Genomic DNA, 14,779 nt, shown 5'->3' with positions numbered 1-14,779 from the left:
GCAGCTCCTGGCAGGGGTATTATCATTCTGGTAAACCCCTGCCGGATAATGATCTATGAGCGAACTGAACGATGCTGAGTTAATCAGTTTTTCACCGCTGGTAAAGAGTTTCACGTTTAACGCGTTTATGGTGTCTGGGTTTACGCCAATCAGCCCCGGCAGCAAACTGGATTTCTTTATTCACCGCGCTAATGGCATGAAAGGTTATATGCTAAATCTGACACTGAAAGGAGAAGGGGTTATCCACCATGCAGAGGGAGAATTTCACTGCCAGCCAAATGAGATGTTATTGTTCCCTCCGACAGTGATTCACCATTACGGAAGAGCCAGGGAGAGTCTGGCCTGGGATCATCTGTGGATCTACTTTATTCCCCGCCCTTACTGGAGTGACTGGCTGCACTGGGACCGAAATGAAGGTGACATAGGACGAATGCAGTTGGCGGATACAGCTGACAGTCTTCAAATGTCTGAGATGTTTCGGGACGTTATCCGCAATAATGCGGCGGCAGACCCTCTGTCAGATGCGATGGCGATGAATACCCTCGAACGGATTATTTTGCAGACTTTTCAGCGCCAGCCGCACAGCAATCATTATCACCGTGATCCGCGGATCACTACCGTCTGCCATTATCTGAATGAACATCTGGCTGAAGATATCCGGATTGAGGCTCTGGCACGAATGACTTTTCTTTCTCCTTCACGGCTGACCCACATTTTTCGACAGCAAACCGGTAAAACTATCTATGGCTGGCGTGAACAGCAGCGTGTTTCCCGGGCCTGCGATTTATTACAACAAACGCAGTTATCCGTGACGCAGATTGCCAGGGCAGTGGGATATCAGGATCCGCTCTATTTCTCCCGTGTTTTTAGTCAGCACCGGCAAATCAGTCCCCGTGAATACCGTAAACGCTTTGAAAACGTTCCGCTTTTCTAAATTATTTCTCAACCTCTCTCTGGCTTAGCGTGGGGCTGCCAGTGATAACTCTGCTATGGCTTTTGATTCGGTCAGGAGGCTGGAAGATATGCATATAACGTATTGTCGGCGGGGTTGACCGGAAGAACAAAACTGGCAAATTATTTTTGTTGAAGATGCATGAAAAATGCTTATGCTTTCTTCTGTGTCAGACATAGTCAGTTTATCAGAGTATTTTCACCAGATTCGGTATTCGTTAAGTCCTGTGGAACTCTGTTGTGTTATGTAAGAACCCCTCATCAGTAGTATGTCGTCTGCCTGTATGTAACCTGAATCAAGGAAAGTCATGGATAAAAGCATCCTGCAGGAAATCGGTAAGAAAACAATTATCGATATCGAACTTAAGGTTGAAGTCATTAATCAGCTTTTACCATTACTCAATCAACAACAGAAAGAAAAGTTGACAGAGTTGTTCAGTGATTTATCCCCTTTTTATGATTCCGCCACACAGTTCCTGGAGCAGCAATCCGGTTCGGGAGATACTAATGAAAGGGTCTGATGCTGTACAGTCACAGATTAATTTACTGCATTCACAATATTCGAATATTGAACGGGATGGGTACTTTTATGCCCGTCTGTCAGAACTTGAATCGCAACACTACTGGCAAAAAAGTCAGGAACGTAAGCAAGCTGAAGCTCAGCAGAAACAGCAAAAAAAGCATCAGGAGCAACAACAGGCCACAGCTAATGCTGCGGCGTCGTATGCCAGAAGAAATAAACTTCAGGCCACCAATACGGCCCTAAAGATTATCAATGAAGATTCAGCAGAAAGCCCTGAAGAACTGCTACTGGCATTGATTTACCGGAAATGTCATTTGCTGGCGGCTAAAAAATTTTCGCTGGATGCTGCACTGGAAAAAATACGAAAAATTGTCGGTGATGAACTTATCCATCAGTACATGGAACAATCAGTCAGAAATATCTCTACTATAGATGCCGCTGCGCTTGAACGTAAGTTTAGTGAGATAGTCACGTCAAAAGGAAAAACAAGTCATGTTAATCTTTAGAGTCCTTAGTCTTATTATTGGCTTTGGTGCTTTTTTTCTGTTGTCATCATTGGCTGCTGGGGCAGGGGTGACTTCTCCGGTTGCCATTATGTGGATAGGTGGCTTTCCGGGAGTTCTGATCATGTTGGCCAGTTTTGTCTGTTTTGAGTTGTATTGCAGGAAGAAAGGCAAAAATGACAGCGAGAAGCAGTTTATCCATGCTGCAGTAATAAATAGCGTGAAATACCGTATCGTGAGTGTTGTGATTGGCTTTCTGTTTTTTATGTGGTGGTCCCAGTGGCTATCACGGCCCGGAGATGGAGTGTTCCTGTCTGTTGTTCTGAAAGTGGTACCCGCTGTGATTGTTTACCTGCTGGTCGCGAAAGTGATTAATGCTATTCCTGCCCATTCAGAGAAAGTACAGTCAGAAGTGAGACGTCAAGATGATCAGAATAAGCAACGTGAGCAGCTGCAACGTGAACAAAAGAAAACACAGTTGGCGTTGTTAAACGAAGGCATTGCGACAGTTAATGTGCAGGAGAAAGATGCAGCAGTTGTACACAGTTTTTATAAATCGCTGAAATGGATAGCTGAACAAGTCCGTATGCAGCCACTGAAAGCCGCCACTTATCGCTATGCTATCGAATATCTGGATTATGCCTACGCCGACCAAAATTTTACCGAACAACTACAGAAACGTAGTGCGAGTGAAGATACCGGAACGTTGGTGAATGAATATCGGGCATTCATCCAGCAGCAACTGCCTTTGGCCCGTGGTTATAACGAAAGGAAAGCCGCCTGGGAAGAATCTCTTAAATTAGCGCCTGTTGCTGCCCCCGGAGTCAACGACATTTAACTTTGTTGACAGCCGTTCTGCAACGGACGGCCTGTCTTTCTTCCATAGCTCTCATCACACCGCCTGAAACCTCCTGAAGGGCGCAAATCTTCCCCGCCTTCCTCAAAGGGTTCTTTCCGCCATAACCGATTCGGTAAATAACGCAAACTGTCTGGCCTTGGCGCTGGTCAGTCGACCGGAGGGAAATACCGCCCACAGATCGATGTCAGGCAATGCCCAGTCGGTTAATACTTTCACCACCTCACCGGATAGCAACTCTTCGTAAAACATCCAGTCTGAGGCGATACATAATCCCATATGATTCAGGACTGCGGCGCGTTGTCCTTCGGCAGCACTGACCCGCATCCGTCCCTGAAGGCTGGCAGAAACTGTCGTCTGCTGGCGGGTAAAAGTCCAGACCGTAGGTTGTGCGGTATAGAGGATGGCCTGATGCTCAGCAAGAGCTGTCGGAGTAAAGGGTTCGCCACAGGTTTTCAGATATTGCGGGGTGGCAATCACCGAACGTTTAGCGGTCGCCAGCTTACGGGCAGTCGCGGAAGAGTCTGGCAGTTTGCCCATTCGCAATGAAACATCGACCCCCTCGGCCAGCAAATCAATGACCCGATCATCGAGGATCACTTCAGTGTGTAGTTCCGGGTGGCTGTCCAGAAAACGGGGCAACTGAGGAATAATATGGATTCTGGCAAAAGTGGTCGCAGCTGAAATACGCAACTGGCCGGATAAACCACTGGCCGAATGGCGGGCGGCCAGTTCCGCTTCGTCAGCTTCATCCAGGGCTGTTTTGGCACGTTCATAATAGCGCTGTCCCGCTTCAGTGGGAGTCAGCCCATGTGTGGTCCTGGCCAGCAACCGGGTATTCAGGTGACTTTCCAGCCGGGCAATCAGTTTAGAGACTGCCGGCTGGCCGAGACTGAGTTGACGAGCCGCGGCGGAAAATGAGCCGGTCTCAACTACCCGGACAAAAGTCGCCATGGCCTGAAATCGATCCATAATATTCCTTCAGGGAACAGAGAGAGTCTGAAAGCAGACTCTACCATTCCCTGAAGGCTCCCACCAGTTGCAGATCCGGGGGCTCAGACATGACTCTGCGTTATCAGGATTTAGGGGGACGTCCTGCCTGTAACTTTTTTTGCTCACTGAAATCGTTACGGATCTGTACGTGGCTCAACAGAGCAAAAATAAAGGTTCCCCCGGTAATATTACCCGCCAGAGTGGGCAGAGCAAAAGGCCACAGAAACTCTGACCAACTGAGGTGGCCGTTAAATACCAGGTAAAAGGCCTCTACGGAACCCACGACAATATGCGATAAACCAGCCAGTGACATTATCCAGGTGATCATGGTAATCACCAGAATTTTAGCTGCACCTGAGTGAGGAAACATCCACACCATGGTAGCAATCAGCCAGCCGGAAACCAGCGAACCGCAAAACATTTGTACGGCATCATGATTTACGGCCTCTTCACTCAGATGAGTGAACGAGTTTTGCAGTTCGTCAGTAAATACTGGCATATGATTAAATGACAGAGCTACCAACGCAGTACCTATAAAATTACCGGCCAGTACCAGCCCCCAAAGCCGCATCAGCAGTTTGAAATTATTCATCACGGGTTTATGCATCACCGGCAATACGGCAGTGATGGTATTTTCAGTAAACAATTGCTGATGGGCGATAATCACAATGATGAAGCCGACACAATAGCCGAAGTTTTCCAGCAAAAAACTACCTGGCAGCCCTTCGGTATGTACCTGCAACAGGCCCTTTACCAATAGTGAGGTGCCCATCGACAATCCCGCCGCAATCGCTGACAGGAGCAGCGCCATACCGTCGCGTTCCAGCTCTTTTTCACCGTTCTGGCGTATGGTTTCATGAATAGCGACGGCTTTCGAAGGCAGTTGTTCCTCTTCAGTATTTATTGAAGTTTCATTACTTTTTTCTTCGCTGTCGACCTGATTGTCACGGGGAGCTGAAGAGTGGGAATTTTGCACGTGGCCTCCGGTGGAAAAGATGAATATTTCATAGTTCTGAGTGTAGTATTTTTCTGCACTTTTGAAGGAAAAATCAGTCGTAGTTGTTGTTATTGCGATGTTGTCTTAATGAAGGTGAGGTGAAATTCAGTTGTAAAAGCCGGAGTGGGGGGAGACAACCCTGTCAGGGTTGTTTTTACAGCACGAATAGCACAAACCCGCATGGTAATTGATGTCGCATCTGGTAGGATTTAGCGCCGGACGATAAATAGCTGTGCTGAAATCCCGCGGAAATGAGAGCCGTAAACTGTGGGTAAATCACAATAAGCGTAACAAAGTTTTATCATTGGCCGGTTTTTAGGCAGAAAAGTTGTCGTTAAGGAACTTTTAAGTAACCGTTTCCATTTTCGACATTCGGCAGAGAGTTTCCTTATGGTATAGTGCGGCCTTCTTAACGTAATCGTGAATATAAGTTGCATGCTGGAAGCCAAAGAACTTACCTGTGCCCGGGATGAGCGGGTGTTATTTTCACAGCTCTCATTTACGGTCGGTGCCGGCAATATTGTCCAGATAGAAGGGCCTAACGGGGCTGGTAAAACCTCCTTGTTACGTATCCTGGCTGGCCTGAGCCGTCCGGAATCCGGAGAGATTCTGTGGAATCAAACGGCAGTTGGCCGGCAGCGTGATATCTGGCAACGTGAGATGTTATATCTTGGACATCTGCCCGGGGTAAAAGGGGTATTGTCTCCGCTGGAAAATCTGCGTTTTTTTCATCCGGATTGTAGCGATGAGCAAATTTTTGATGCACTGGATGAAGTGGATTTGACCGGTTATGAGGACGCGATTGTTGCCCAGCTTTCTGCAGGCCAGCAGCGCAGAGTCGCACTGGCCAGACTATGGCTAAGCCAGGCACGGTTATGGATACTGGATGAACCGCTAACGGCCATCGATAAAGCCGGAGTGGAAAAAATAATGTCACAATTTGCCAGTCACGCAGGGCGGGGGGGATCCGTTATCCTTACCACCCATCAGGATCTGCCCGATCAACAGGATGTGGTGCGTAAAATTCGCCTGACAGCGGAAGGACGTGACGAATGCTGGTAAGTATTATTCGCCGTGAACTTAAAATTGCCTTTCGCAGTGGTTCGGAAATTATTAATCCGCTGTGGTTTTTCCTGATAGTGATTACGTTGTTTCCGCTGGGAATTGGCCCCGAATCAAAATTACTTGCCAGAATTGCACCGGGTATCGTCTGGGTGGCGGCATTGCTGTCATCATTACTGGCACTGGAACGCTTGTTCCGTGATGACTTTCTGGATGGTTCACTGGAACAGTTGGTGTTATTACCGACCCCGTTACCTTTAACGGTACTGGGAAAAGTCATAGCCCACTGGCTGGTGACCGGGGTACCGTTAATTATTTTGTCGCCCCTGGCCTCGTTATTATTGTCGCTGAATTTTCAGGGCTGGTACGGGCTGGCGATGACACTGCTACTGGGTACACCGGTGTTGAGTTTTATCGGTGCTATCGGGGTAGGGCTGACGGTGGGGCTCAGACGTGGCGGAGTATTATTGAGTTTACTGGTTTTGCCTCTGGTCATTCCGGTGCTGATTTTTTCAAGTGCAGCCATTGATGCTGCCAGTCAGGGATTATCGATAAGTGGTTACCTGGCCATATTAGGCGCAATGCTAATCGCCAGTATTACTCTGGCACCTTTTGCCACAGCCGCAGCGGTACGTATTAGTCTTCAATAAACTGCGAGTTGTGCTGCTTTTAGTAAATATTAGTGAGCAATACAAAATGTGGAAATGGTTACACCAACTGGCAAAGCCAGAACGGCTTTATAACATCTGCGGCAGGTTTATTCCCTGGGTAAGTCTGGCGGCGTTGATTACTTTACTGCTCGGATGGATTTGGGGATTTGGTTATGCCCCGCCGGATTATCAACAGGGCGACAGCTACCGTATTATGTATATTCATGTGCCGGCAGCGATGTGGTCGATGGGTGTTTATGCCTCAATGGCCATTGCGGCATTTATTGGCCTGGTCTGGCAGATGAAAATGTCTGATCTGGTGGCCTCAGCCATGGCTCCGGTCGGGGCGGTATTCACCTTTATCGCTCTGGTGACCGGCTCTGCCTGGGGCAAACCGATGTGGGGCACCTGGTGGGTCTGGGATGCACGTCTGACATCGGAACTGGTACTGCTGTTTATCTATATGGGGGTCATTACCCTGTATAACGCCTTTGATGATCGTCGGGTTGCGGGGCGTGCCGCCGGTATCCTGATTCTGGTCGGGGTAGTGAACCTGCCTATTATTCATTACTCGGTTCAGTGGTGGAATACCCTGCATCAGGGCTCTTCCGGTATTTTGCAGCAGGACATTGCTCCATCGATGCGTACCCCGTTACGCTGGGCCATCCTCGGTTATCTGCTGGTTTTCATTTCTCTGACCCTGATGCGTCTGCGTAACCTGATTCTGGTCACCGAACGAAATCGCCCCTGGGTTTCTGCTATTGCAAATAAGGGGCGTAGCTCATGACACCTGCTTTCTCTTCATGGTCCAGTTTTTTCCAGATGGGAGGTTATGCCTTCTATGTCTGGCTTTCTGTCGGTATGACGTTACTGGCACTGGGATGCCTGATCATCCATACCCTGGTACAACGAAAACAATTATTAAAAGAAATAAGACAGCGTGAATCCCGTGAACGCAGGATCAGCGCTGCAAAACGAAAAAAAACCGCCGCTAACACGGCAGGAGATCACTTGTGAACATTCGTCGTCGTCGCCGCTTACTGGTTGTGGTGGCAATACTGGTCGGCCTCGGTCTGGCGACTGGTTTAGTTATGTATGCACTGCGTTCAAACATTGATTTGTTCTATACACCCAGTGAAATTCTGAACGGACGGGGTCCTGAGCATAAGGATATACCTCATCCGGGGCAACGGTTACGCATTGGCGGTATGGTTATGCCAGGCAGCGTAAAACGTGATCCGAAAAGTCTGGCAGTGGAGTTCAAACTGTATGACGCCAACGGCGTTGTCAGTGTGAGCTATGTCGGTATTCTTCCTGATCTGTTTCGTGAAGGGCAGGGGATTGTCGCAGAGGGCGTGCTGGAAGATGGTAATCTGATCAAGGCCGATCAGGTGCTGGCCAAACATGATGAGAAATACACGCCACCAGAAATTGAAGATGCGATGAAACAGAACCACAAAGGGCCTGCTAAACGCTATCAGAACCCACAAGGTGAGCAACAATGATACCTGAAATAGGCAGTTTTTTGTTATGCCTGGCCCTTGGCCTGGCTGTGTTACTGAGTATTTACCCGCTGTGGGGAGCCGCGCGACAGGACAGTCGTTTGATGGGACTGGCCCGGCCTTTGACTTATGGTTTGTTTACCTGTATTGCGGCAGCATTTCTGATTCTGGTGCATTCTTTTATTGTCAACGACTTTACTGTGGCCTATGTCGCTGAGAACTCCAATACCATGCTGCCAATCTGGTACCGCATTGCAGCAACCTGGGGAGCTCATGAGGGATCGTTACTGCTCTGGTTACTGATGCTCAGTGGCTGGACACTGGCGGTAGCGTTGCTGAGTCGTGGTATGCCACAGGATGCCATTGCCCGGGTGCTGGCGGTGATGGGCATGATTAACCTTGGCTTCCTGCTGTTTATTACTCTGACCTCCAACCCGTTTATCCGGACATTACCTGATTTCCCCGTTGATGGCAGCGATCTCAACCCAATGCTCCAGGATATCGGACTGATTTTCCACCCGCCATTACTCTATATGGGGTACGTCGGATTCTCAGTGGCATTTGCGTTTGCCATTGCTTCACTGATGACCGGGCGGCTCGATACGGCATGGGCCCGCTGGTCACGTCCGTGGACGACAGCGGCGTGGATTTTCCTGACCATCGGGATTGTTTTAGGGTCGGCCTGGGCTTATTACGACCTGGGCTGGGGTGGCTGGTGGTTCTGGGATCCGGTTGAAAATGCCTCGCTGATGCCGTGGCTGGCCGGAACCGCATTGATTCACTCACTGGCGGTGACAGAGAAACGCGGGACCTTTAAATCCTGGACTGTGTTACTGGCTATTACCGCCTTCTCACTGAGTCTGTTGGGGACCTTCCTGGTACGTTCAGGTGTACTGGTATCGGTTCACTCGTTCGCGTCCGATCCTTCCCGTGGTATTTTTATTCTGATATTCCTGGTGATTGTCATCGGTAGTTCGTTACTGCTGTACGCTATCCGTGGTGGACAGGTGCGTAGCAGGGTACAGAATGAAGGCTGGTCGAGAGAGTCGTTTCTGTTAGGAAATAATGTTCTGTTGATTGCCGCTATGCTGGTGGTATTGCTGGGGACTTTGTTACCCCTGGTACACAAGGAACTGGGCCTGGGCAGCATTTCGATTGGTGCGCCGTTCTTCAATACTATGTTTACCTGGCTGATGGCGCCGTTTGCTCTGATGTTGGGTATTGGGCCTCTGGTACGCTGGCGTCGTGATGAACCTCAGAAATTGTATAAGCGGTTAATTATTGCGGCGGTTGTCACTCTGATTGCTTCCGTTGTCCTGCCATTACTGTTGCAGGACCGTATTGAAGCGATGACGGTGGTTGGTCTGCTGATGTCAGTCTGGGTAATTGTACTGACGCTGATGGAACTTCATGAGCGTGCAACCCATCGCCATACCTTTTTCCGTGGGCTGGGACATCTGTCCCGCAGTCACTGGGGAATGGTTCTGGGGCATCTTGGCGTGGCGGTGACGGTGATTGGAATAGCGTTCAGTACCCAATACAGTGTTGAACGCGATGTCCGTATGAAAGCCGGTGATAACGTCGATATCCATAATTATCATTTTGTTTTCCGTGATGTTCAGCGCCTGGTGGGTCCTAACTATACCGGCGGGGTGGCAATTATTGATGTCACCCGCAACGGAAAACAAGAAGCTGTGCTGCATGCAGAGAAACGTTTTTATACCGCCGCCCGCACCATGATGACGATGGCTGCAATCAGTGGCGGTTTTGGCCGCGATCTTTACGCAGCCCTGGGTGAAGAGATAGGCCAGGGTTCCTGGGCCGTTCGTCTCTATTACAAACCTTTTGTTCGCTGGATTTGGTTCGGTGGTGTGTTTATGGCGGTTGGCGGTATTTTGTGTCTGCTCGACCCGCGGTATCGCTCCCGCAAGAAAGCACAGGCACAGGAGGAATCACTGTCATGAATAAAAAAATTCTGTTCATCCCGTTAGTGTTGTTTCTGCTGCTGGCAGCGGCGCTACTGTGGCAGTTGAACCGGAATGCAGACGGGGATGATCCAACGCTTCTGGAATCAGCGCTGGTCGGCAAACCGGTACCGGTGTTCAAACTGGAATCACTGCAAAACCCGGGACAACTGTACAGTCAGAAAGCGCTTATCAATGGTAAGCCGTTACTGCTGAATGTCTGGGCCACCTGGTGCCCGACCTGCCGTGCCGAGCATGAGTATCTAAATACGCTGGCTGAGAAGGGGGTCCGGGTCGTTGGACTGAACTATAAAGATAACCGGGTGAAAGCGATTAACTGGCTAAATACTCTGGGGAATCCATATGCTCTGAGCCTCTATGATGGTGACGGAATGCTGGGGCTGGATTTAGGTGTTTATGGCGCGCCGGAAACCTTCCTGATCGACGGCAAAGGTATTATCCGTTATCGCCATGCAGGCGATTTGAATGCTGAAGTCTGGAAAGATGAAGTCCAGCCGTTATGGAACAAGTACAGCAAGTTGGCGGAGGATTGACCCGAATGAGAAAACTGATCCTTTTCCTGGCGGCAATGATGACCAGTTTTAGTCTGTGGGCGGCGATAGATACTTATCAGTTTAAATCTCTGGCACAGGAAGAACAGTATCGGGATCTGACGCAGTCACTACGTTGTCCAAAATGTCAGAATAATAGCATTGCTGACTCCGGCGCGATGATCGCAGCGGATATGCGTCAGAAGGTTTATGAACTGCAGCAGCAGGGGCAAACCCGCCAGCAGATTGTCGAATATATGGTGAAACGTTACGGGAACTTTGTCACTTATGAACCTCCGGTGACACCGTCCACCATTATTTTGTGGGTCGGTCCGCTGTTATTTGTAGTTGCAGGTGCTGCGATAATTATTATGCGTAGCAGAAGAAAAAAAACGCGGGCTGAGCTGGACAGTACAGAACAGCAAAGACTGGCTGCGTTACTGGATAATGACGGGAAACCGCTATGAGTGCCCTTTGGTTAAGTATTTGTATTTTATTACTGGCGGCGTGTGCTTTAATTCTCACCAGTGGCTGGCGTTCAGGAAAAGACACCAGCAATCAGCGTGATCAGCTAAATAAATCTTTTTATCGTCAACGTCTGACAGAGCTGGAAGAGGACGAACAGCAAGGGGTAGTGGCTGAGAAACATGAAATGATTGCTGAGTTACAGCAAACATTACTGACCGATATTCCGGAAAATCAGCAGCAGGCTAAAGCGCGGACTTCCGGTCGCTGGGTACTCTGGCTGGGACTTATCGTCTTAGTACTGATCACCCTCGGCATGTATCTGAAAACGGGTGGGTTGTTGCAGGTCATGCAGTGGAATCAGATCCGTAATGATTATCCGGCGTTGCGCCAGCGGTTAATGGATCCCAATGCTAAAAACCTGAGCATGCAGGAATTACAGGAATTCGAGGTTGGATTGCGGACTTCTCTGCAATCAGAGCCGGATAATCTGAATGACTGGGAAATGCTCGGTCGTCTGGGGATGGTGCTGAATAATGTTCCACTCTCCAGCCAGGCCTTTCAGCGGGCGTTGAAATTGTCACCTAATAATACGGCGTTGAAACTGGATTATGCGGAAGTCCTGGTACGTTCACCGGATCCTGAAGATAACCGTCAGGCAGAGGTCATGCTGGGTGATATGCTGAAAGCTGAGCCGCAAAATCTCCGTATCCTGAGTCTGCTGGCGGCCGATAGCTTTACAGAGCAAAACTATGATAAAGCGATTGGTTATTGGCAAAAAATGCTGACCATGATCCCTGCCGATTCGAAGGAAGCAGACGCGGTACGTAAAGGCATAGAGCAGGCCCGGACTAATGCAGGGCAGCAAACCAGCAAGCTGACATTGAATATTGCCATTGCGCCGGCAGCAGAAAAAATGTTAACACCTAACGGAATATTGTATATTTCCGTAACTGACGGTGTTTCTCCGGTTCCGGTTGCGGTGAAACGACTGCCGTTAAGCCATTTTCCGCTGACGATTACGCTCGATGACAGTAATGCGATGATGCCGGAACGTTTGTTATCTGCACAGCATACTATTCAGGTCCGTGCGCGGATTTCCCGGAACGGAGCAGCGAATCCTCAGTCAGGGGACTGGTTCGGCCAGACTGATAAAATTCAGTATAACGGTCAACAGACAGTGGCTGTTGAAATCAACCAACAGCAGCCCTGAACTCACCAATCAATCATTGCAGAGGGAGCTCAGCATGCATTACCGCCTGACCAGTCTGGGGGTGGCCAGTTTACTACTGGTAGGGTGCGCCGGCAGTAAACCGGCCACTGACAACACAAAGCAGGTCACGAAGCCTGAGACGCAACAAATAGCGAAATCTACTGTTGCGGCCCCGCAGTCACAACCTGCAGCCTCAGGGACCGGGCAGCGTAGTGATCCGTTGGAAGGTTTTAACCGCACGATGTTTAATTTCAACTACAACGTGCTGGATCCTTATGTTCTTCGTCCTGTAGCAGTCGCCTGGCGTAATTATGTCCCGGTGCCTGCCAGAACGGGGCTGAGTAATGCGTTGAGTAACCTGGATGAGCCTTCCAGTATGGTGAACTCCCTGTTACAGGGGCATGTAAACCAGGCGGCTATCCATTTCACCCGCTTTTTCCTGAACTCTACACTGGGGCTGGGCGGGTTTATTGATGTGGCCGGTAAAGCTAACCCTAAACTGGCTCGTGAACATGCCAATGGATTTGGTACAACGCTGGGTCGTTACGGTGTTGGCTATGGTCCGTACGTGGAACTGCCGGCGTATGGTAGCTTCACTGTTCGCCAGGATGGCGGTGATATGGTTGACACTCTGTATCCGCCATTGAGCTTCCTGACCATCTGGCTTTCAGCCGGTAAATGGGCCCTGGAAGGTATTGAATCACGAGCCGAATTACTGGATTCCGACGCAATGCTGAAACAGCAAAGTGATCCGTACTCGTTTATCCGAAATGCATACTTCCAGCGGTACGATTTCCTTGCCAACGGCGGAAAACTGAAACCTGAAGTTAACCCGAATGCTCAGGCGATTCAGGGGGATTTAAGCGAGATTGACTCTGACTGACTGAGGTGTTTTTCAAAGTTGATCATTTAAAGGGCCGGAGAAATCCGGCCCTTTTTTTCAGAAGCGATAGTTAAAGCCGGCACCGTACAGCCAGGCTTTACCCGTAGAATTAAAGGTATAAGGTCCTTCATGAATGGTGACATGCTGTCCATGCATATAGGAAACACCGACATCCACTGAGGCATCCGGGGTAAAGGCGTAGGATGCGCCAGCACTCAGCCAGACTCTGTCCTGGTCAGGAATTGAGATGCTGCGATAATTCGCTGATGCCGGGCTGTCATCAAAGGCGATACCGGTACGGAAGGTCCAGTTGTCATCATAGAAATAGGTGGTACCTAATGCCAGACGATAGGCATCGCGGAATTTTTCATCTTTCTGCATCAGTATCTGGCCATTATCACCGGTTCCTTTCAATTCCTGGAACTGACTCCAACTGGTGTAAGCCATACTGTAATGTACCGCCCAACGGGGTGCCACTTTATGCCAGCCGGAGACTTCCCACATTTCTGGTAAATTCAGCGTCAAAGCACCAGGAATACTGCTGCCATTGGTGCCATACAGCCCCGCCTGTTGCCAGACGGCATTGTAGGCGGAAGGTAGCTGACTGCTGTAGTTGCCATGAAATTTCACTTTGACTTCGGAGCGATAGGTAAAGCCAAAACGATTGTTCTGGTCCACTTCGTACAATATTCCGGCATTCCAGCCATACGCCCACTTGTTGCCTTTCAGATGTGAAATCTGAGTGTTAGCAGGGATGCCATAAGCGGCAAAACTCTCTCCGGCATATCGTTCCAGTTTAGCTTTGGAGTAGATGGCATCGAAACCGACACCAAAACTCAGATGGCTGTTCATCCGCCATGCGGTACTTAAATTGAGGTTAGTGGTCGTTAAATCGGTGTTGCCGCCATAAGGCCCGGCGGTATAGCCGCTGGGAAATTCAGTGGCGAGACCATAGTTGGAGGTGGCGGAAGCGCCAATCCACCACTGATCATTGATTGGCTGAATATAATGGATATCCGGCACCCAGGCGGTTGGAGCGATATTATTAGCATCCAGACTGGCTCCCGACGGACTGGTACCGCTAATGTTGACGTCAGGGTCAATGAACACTGCACCGACCGAGAATGCCGGACGGTCGAAAAGGGCCATTGTCGCGGGATTACGGCTGGCGGATGCGGCAGTATCGCCCATGGCGCCTTCACCGGAATAGGAACGCCCCAGTCCGATGGCTGAAAATTCGTTTAACTGGTACCCGGCCGCCAGCACCTGGCTGGTTGCCAGAGTTACCCCGATAGCCACGGCGGTTTTTAACCACTGCTTTTTAGGTGTCATAAGTTTAACCTCATGTTATTTTTGTATTTTCTGCAACCAAAGCTATCAGGAGACGTTGCAGTGTAGGGTTCAGTCTCAACTACTCTGACCAGTTCGATGAGTATAGGTCCGACCTGTTGCTATGTTGCAATATTGTTATTTAAATATTTCTATGCCGATCATAAAAATGAATAAAAATTATCCAAAACCTGACAAAGCAAGCGGACTGTGAAATTCATGGAGGAGGGTTGTTGCGTTGGATCAAGCTTTGCGCGTTCTTCGGCCCCGGAGGGTGCTTTCGTCTGGAACCGGAGCTTACCGGAGCTGTACACTGTGCTAAGAAATTCACAACCGC

At 49.4% G+C, this 14,779-nt stretch carries 17 protein-coding genes; 14 read left to right on the top strand and 3 right to left on the bottom strand.

What is annotated here, in order from left to right:
- Positions 1 to 55 precede the first annotated feature (55 nt).
- From araC to HA49_RS08015, 4 genes are all read left to right on the top strand, one after another.
- Positions 56 to 934: an arabinose operon transcriptional regulator AraC gene (araC, locus tag HA49_RS08030; protein WP_038021894.1), complete on the top strand. Its 879-nt coding sequence runs from the start codon at positions 56 to 58 to the stop codon at positions 932 to 934.
- A 325-nt stretch (positions 935 to 1,259) separates the two neighbouring features.
- Positions 1,260 to 1,472: a hypothetical protein gene (locus HA49_RS08025; RefSeq protein ID WP_038021892.1), complete on the top strand. Its 213-nt coding sequence runs from the start codon at positions 1,260 to 1,262 to the stop codon at positions 1,470 to 1,472.
- Positions 1,459 to 1,980, top strand: coding sequence for a hypothetical protein (locus tag HA49_RS08020; protein ID WP_038021890.1), 522 nt, complete (start codon positions 1,459 to 1,461; stop codon positions 1,978 to 1,980). The genes HA49_RS08025 and HA49_RS08020 overlap by 14 nt, the downstream gene beginning before the upstream one ends.
- A complete protein-coding gene (locus HA49_RS08015; RefSeq protein WP_038021887.1) occupies positions 1,967 to 2,815 on the top strand; it encodes a hypothetical protein in 849 nt (282 codons plus the stop codon). The genes HA49_RS08020 and HA49_RS08015 overlap by 14 nt, the downstream gene beginning before the upstream one ends.
- Positions 2,816 to 2,917: 102 nt before the next feature.
- Here the strand turns inward: HA49_RS08015 and HA49_RS08010 are convergent, their stop codons facing one another.
- Both HA49_RS08010 and HA49_RS08005 read right to left on the bottom strand, forming a co-directional pair.
- Positions 2,918 to 3,805: a LysR family transcriptional regulator gene (locus HA49_RS08010; protein ID WP_038021885.1), complete on the bottom strand. Its 888-nt coding sequence runs from the start codon at positions 3,803 to 3,805 to the stop codon at positions 2,918 to 2,920.
- 103 nt (positions 3,806 to 3,908) lie between these two features.
- On the bottom strand, positions 3,909 to 4,802 hold the full coding sequence (locus HA49_RS08005; RefSeq protein WP_038021882.1) for a formate/nitrite transporter family protein: 894 nt from the start codon (positions 4,800 to 4,802) through the stop codon (positions 3,909 to 3,911).
- A 456-nt stretch (positions 4,803 to 5,258) separates the two neighbouring features.
- Between HA49_RS08005 and ccmA the strand changes: the two genes are divergently transcribed.
- The 10 genes from ccmA to mlaA are packed head-to-tail and all read left to right on the top strand — an operon-like array spanning position 5,259 to position 13,113.
- The gene (gene ccmA / locus HA49_RS08000; protein WP_038021879.1) at positions 5,259 to 5,885 is read left to right on the top strand and encodes a cytochrome c biogenesis heme-transporting ATPase CcmA; all 627 of its coding nucleotides are present in this window, start codon (positions 5,259 to 5,261) and stop codon (positions 5,883 to 5,885) included.
- Positions 5,876 to 6,535 (top strand): heme exporter protein CcmB, encoded by a 660-nt coding sequence (gene ccmB, locus HA49_RS07995; protein WP_038021875.1) that lies wholly within the window; start codon positions 5,876 to 5,878, stop codon positions 6,533 to 6,535. The genes ccmA and ccmB overlap by 10 nt, the downstream gene beginning before the upstream one ends.
- A gap of 46 nt (positions 6,536 to 6,581) precedes the next feature.
- Positions 6,582 to 7,322 (top strand): heme ABC transporter permease, encoded by a 741-nt coding sequence (locus HA49_RS07990; RefSeq protein WP_038021873.1) that lies wholly within the window; start codon positions 6,582 to 6,584, stop codon positions 7,320 to 7,322.
- Positions 7,319 to 7,552: a heme exporter protein CcmD gene (gene ccmD, locus HA49_RS07985; protein WP_038021871.1), complete on the top strand. Its 234-nt coding sequence runs from the start codon at positions 7,319 to 7,321 to the stop codon at positions 7,550 to 7,552. The genes HA49_RS07990 and ccmD overlap by 4 nt, the downstream gene beginning before the upstream one ends.
- Complete coding sequence (gene ccmE, locus HA49_RS07980) at positions 7,549 to 8,040, top strand: cytochrome c maturation protein CcmE (RefSeq protein ID WP_038021868.1); 492 nt, start codon at positions 7,549 to 7,551, stop codon at positions 8,038 to 8,040. Before ccmD ends, ccmE begins: the two co-directional genes overlap by 4 nt.
- Entirely contained in the window at positions 8,037 to 10,001 is a 1,965-nt protein-coding gene (locus HA49_RS07975) for a heme lyase CcmF/NrfE family subunit (protein WP_038021865.1), read from the top strand. The genes ccmE and HA49_RS07975 overlap by 4 nt, the downstream gene beginning before the upstream one ends.
- Positions 9,998 to 10,555: a DsbE family thiol:disulfide interchange protein gene (locus HA49_RS07970; protein WP_038021863.1), complete on the top strand. Its 558-nt coding sequence runs from the start codon at positions 9,998 to 10,000 to the stop codon at positions 10,553 to 10,555. Before HA49_RS07975 ends, HA49_RS07970 begins: the two co-directional genes overlap by 4 nt.
- A 5-nt stretch (positions 10,556 to 10,560) precedes the next feature.
- Complete coding sequence (locus tag HA49_RS07965; RefSeq protein WP_038021861.1) at positions 10,561 to 11,019, top strand: cytochrome c-type biogenesis protein; 459 nt, start codon at positions 10,561 to 10,563, stop codon at positions 11,017 to 11,019.
- Positions 11,016 to 12,230 carry a c-type cytochrome biogenesis protein CcmI gene (ccmI, locus tag HA49_RS07960; protein ID WP_038021858.1) on the top strand — a complete coding sequence of 405 codons (1,215 nt, stop codon included), beginning with the start codon at positions 11,016 to 11,018 and terminating at the stop codon, positions 12,228 to 12,230. The genes HA49_RS07965 and ccmI overlap by 4 nt, the downstream gene beginning before the upstream one ends.
- Before the next feature lie 34 nt (positions 12,231 to 12,264).
- A complete protein-coding gene (gene mlaA / locus HA49_RS07955; protein ID WP_038021855.1) occupies positions 12,265 to 13,113 on the top strand; it encodes a phospholipid-binding lipoprotein MlaA in 849 nt (282 codons plus the stop codon).
- Positions 13,114 to 13,170: 57 nt separating this feature from the next.
- On the opposite strand, the gene fadL is transcribed toward mlaA, so the two are convergent.
- A complete protein-coding gene (fadL, locus tag HA49_RS07950) occupies positions 13,171 to 14,445 on the bottom strand; it encodes a long-chain fatty acid transporter FadL (RefSeq protein ID WP_038021852.1) in 1,275 nt (424 codons plus the stop codon).
- Positions 14,446 to 14,779 lie beyond the last annotated feature (334 nt).

It is taken from the genome of Tatumella morbirosei (assembly GCF_000757425.2).
Taxonomy (GTDB): Bacteria; Pseudomonadota; Gammaproteobacteria; order Enterobacterales; family Enterobacteriaceae; genus Tatumella; species Tatumella morbirosei.
Note: the sequence above shows the minus strand (reverse complement) of the source record. Positions and strands in the feature narration are given on the sequence as shown.

Bases quoted from the DNA above. Each gene is read 5' to 3' on its own strand.
- HA49_RS07965 (WP_038021861.1), top strand. From the start codon at position 10,561: ATGAGAAAACTGATCCTTTTCCTGGCGGCAATGATGACCAGTTTTAGT.
- ccmB (WP_038021875.1), top strand. From the start codon at position 5,876: ATGCTGGTAAGTATTATTCGCCGTGAACTTAAAATTGCCTTTCGCAGT.
- HA49_RS07990 (WP_038021873.1), top strand. From the start codon at position 6,582: ATGTGGAAATGGTTACACCAACTGGCAAAGCCAGAACGGCTTTATAAC.
- HA49_RS07970 (WP_038021863.1), top strand. From the start codon at position 9,998: ATGAATAAAAAAATTCTGTTCATCCCGTTAGTGTTGTTTCTGCTGCTG.
- HA49_RS07975 (WP_038021865.1), top strand. From the start codon at position 8,037: ATGATACCTGAAATAGGCAGTTTTTTGTTATGCCTGGCCCTTGGCCTG.
- ccmD (WP_038021871.1), top strand. From the start codon at position 7,319: ATGACACCTGCTTTCTCTTCATGGTCCAGTTTTTTCCAGATGGGAGGT.
- fadL (WP_038021852.1), bottom strand. From the start codon at position 14,445: ATGACACCTAAAAAGCAGTGGTTAAAAACCGCCGTGGCTATCGGGGTA.
- HA49_RS08020 (WP_038021890.1), top strand. From the start codon at position 1,459: ATGAAAGGGTCTGATGCTGTACAGTCACAGATTAATTTACTGCATTCA.
- ccmI (WP_038021858.1), top strand. From the start codon at position 11,016: ATGAGTGCCCTTTGGTTAAGTATTTGTATTTTATTACTGGCGGCGTGT.
- mlaA (WP_038021855.1), top strand. From the start codon at position 12,265: ATGCATTACCGCCTGACCAGTCTGGGGGTGGCCAGTTTACTACTGGTA.
- araC (WP_038021894.1), top strand. From the start codon at position 56: ATGAGCGAACTGAACGATGCTGAGTTAATCAGTTTTTCACCGCTGGTA.
- HA49_RS08025 (WP_038021892.1), top strand. From the start codon at position 1,260: ATGGATAAAAGCATCCTGCAGGAAATCGGTAAGAAAACAATTATCGAT.
- HA49_RS08015 (WP_038021887.1), top strand. From the start codon at position 1,967: ATGTTAATCTTTAGAGTCCTTAGTCTTATTATTGGCTTTGGTGCTTTT.
- ccmA (WP_038021879.1), top strand. From the start codon at position 5,259: ATGCTGGAAGCCAAAGAACTTACCTGTGCCCGGGATGAGCGGGTGTTA.
- HA49_RS08010 (WP_038021885.1), bottom strand. From the start codon at position 3,805: ATGGATCGATTTCAGGCCATGGCGACTTTTGTCCGGGTAGTTGAGACC.